The sequence below is a fragment of the Armatimonas sp. genome, from assembly GCF_043760365.1.
In the GTDB taxonomy this organism is placed as follows: Bacteria; Armatimonadota; Armatimonadia; order Armatimonadales; family Armatimonadaceae; genus Armatimonas.
In genome coordinates this window covers 1-2,138 of record NZ_JAYUPA010000190.1, presented here as the reverse complement: position 1 = coordinate 2,138, position 2,138 = coordinate 1, and the positions used below count along the sequence as shown (strand labels likewise).

The window sequence follows — 2,138 nt, the reverse complement described above, 5'->3', positions numbered from 1 at the left end:
GGGCCTTGGAGCGTTTGGAACTCGTGCGCTACTCACCACGCATGACGCTGCCGAGCCGTGCGGGTTTCGAGTGGAAGTAGGGAGCACAAGCTTTGTCTACGCCACCGACACGGGCTCGATCACACCAGACGTGCGAGAAGCCTGCTGTGGCGCGTCGCTGCTGGTGATTGAGGCCAACCACGACATTCACCGTCTGCGCTTCGGCCCGTACCCCGAGCATCTTAAAAACCGTATCCTCGCGCGTACGGGGCACCTCTCCAACAACGCCGCCGCCGATCTGGTGCTGGCCCATACTCTGGAGCACGGCCCCGCTGCCGTGTGGTTCGCCCATCTCTCCGAGGTCAACAACACCCCGGGGATCGTCCGTGCCTACTGGAAGCGCCGCTGGCAGGAAGCGGGTTGTGCCGCGAGCCCTGCCGCCGTGGAGATTGCCATTCGTGACAGTCCTTCGCTCGTCTGGCATCAGGGGGCGCTTGCTGTGCAAAAAAGCCTCTTCTAATCTCCTGTTTCTTGCAGGCCCTTCACAAGGGGCAAACAGGTTAGAATAGCGCTATGCAAACACCGCTGGAGCTGGCTTGGAGAGAGTGGGAAGCCTTTTGTGAGGATATCCCACGTCGCGCTGGGGAGGCTTTCGAGTCCGCTGCCAGGGGCCTGCCGTCACCGCCACGGGATCACCACGTTCTTCGCGACGCTCTTTTCGCACTGGATTCCGAGCAGCTCACCGTTTTTCTGGACGATCCCCGTCTGGCAGAAGCCCATCCTGAGCCGGGACTCCCGCTGGATTCTGCCTCGCGTTTCGCCTTGCTTCTCTGCTTCTTGCCGCCACATGCCGCACTCGCCTTAGCACAGCGCTACGACGATCCCTGTCGTGCGAAAAGTAATCTTCCGCCTCGCCCGCGCCTTGTTCTCTTTCTTACCTTCCGCTGGAAAGCCTTTCTGCTGGAAAACCTTCACCGAGAGATGTCCGTTCTTTCGCTTCTGGCCCATCGCTTCCACTTCGCTCATTTTGTGAACCGCTTCGGCGACGAGGCCACGAAGGCGCTCCTAACAACCAACGACCCGCCCGCGCTCGCCCGTGAGCTGGTAAAAGCACAAAAGCACCTTCCTGATCGCACCAAGCCATGAGGCCATCGTGCGTCTACATTTTCGTGGGGGAACGATTTATCCCTTTCTGGCCGTATAATAGAGACAGGAAAAAATATGAAAGCCAACATAACCCGTAGCATCTTGATCGGTGCGCTCCTGACCATTGCGCTCTCGTTCGTGCCGTACGCTCAGTTTCTCACCTACCCGGTGCGGCTCTTTGTGACGTTTATTCACGAAGGTGGCCATGCGCTGGCAGCACTTTTGACGGGTGGACTGCCTGTGGCGCTGGGCGTCTCTCCCGACGCTTCGGGCGTGACTTTGACCCACGGTGGCATCGGAGCAGTGGTCAATGCGTCAGGCTACTTAGGCGCGACGCTCTACGGCGCACTGATTCTTGCGGCTCTGCGCCGTGGCATGGCTCCTAAGAAGCTTCTTACGGTGATGGCGGCCTCGGTTGCGCTCACCCTGCCACTGGCGTTCTTTGGCTTAGTGGCTGCCCCTGGAGCGTTCTTTGCGCTGGTCACTGGCATCCCGATTGCGGGGCTTCTGTTCTTGGCGGCGAGCAAGCTGGGGAGGCCCAACCAGGAGCTTCTCGTCGGCTTCCTCGGGGTACAGTGTGTCCTAAATGCCTTCTTTGACCTGCGGACGCTGTTTCTTCTCTCCGCTCAGACCAATGCCCACACCGACGCGCAGAACATGCAGCAGGCAACCCTGATTCCTGCTATTGTCTGGGCATCGCTCTGGATGCTCTCCGCAGTGGCAATTCTCCTTGGGCTGGTGGTTCGTCCGATGCTCAGCGACCTGAAGTCCGGGCGTTAAGCCGCGGTCACTTCGGAATCGGGGCACCCAGACGGCGGAGAGCGCCGAGGCCGGGATCGGTGCGTTGGCGCTTGACGGAGAGCGTGTAGGCGGCAATCGCTTCGGTCTTCTTGCCCAGCTCTTCGAGGAGTTTGCCGAGCATTAAAGGTGCTTCGGAGTCGCTGGTATCCCGCTCCGTGGCTTTTTGCCAGGCTGCGAGGGCCTCGGGGAGCGCCTTGGTTTTCTCCAGGGCT

General features: G+C 60.3%; 4 protein-coding genes. 3 read left to right on the top strand and 1 reads right to left on the bottom strand.

Translation table 11 applies throughout. The features are described from left to right. The 3 genes from ACH2EH_RS04740 to ACH2EH_RS04730 form a co-directional block, all read left to right on the top strand. On the top strand, positions 1-499 hold a 499-nt coding region (locus ACH2EH_RS04740), incomplete at its 5' end, for an MBL fold metallo-hydrolase (protein WP_395139435.1). A gap of 53 nt (positions 500-552) precedes the next feature. Next, complete coding sequence (locus tag ACH2EH_RS04735; protein ID WP_395139433.1) at positions 553-1,125, top strand: hypothetical protein; 573 nt, start codon at positions 553-555, stop codon at positions 1,123-1,125. Between the two features lie 75 nt (positions 1,126-1,200). After that, the gene (locus ACH2EH_RS04730) at positions 1,201-1,905 is read left to right on the top strand and encodes a M50 family metallopeptidase (protein WP_395139431.1); all 705 of its coding nucleotides are present in this window, start codon (positions 1,201-1,203) and stop codon (positions 1,903-1,905) included. A gap of 7 nt (positions 1,906-1,912) precedes the next feature. On the opposite strand, the gene ACH2EH_RS04725 is transcribed toward ACH2EH_RS04730, so the two are convergent. After that, positions 1,913-2,138 (bottom strand): hypothetical protein (locus tag ACH2EH_RS04725; protein ID WP_395139428.1); only part of this gene is annotated, 226 nt, incomplete at its 5' end.

What these genes read in the sequence shown, in the direction of transcription:
- ACH2EH_RS04735 (WP_395139433.1), top strand. Translation starts at nt 553, where the DNA reads ATGCAAACACCGCTGGAGCTGGCTTGGAGAGAGTGGGAAGCCTTTTGT.
- ACH2EH_RS04730 (WP_395139431.1), top strand. Translation starts at nt 1,201, where the DNA reads ATGAAAGCCAACATAACCCGTAGCATCTTGATCGGTGCGCTCCTGACC.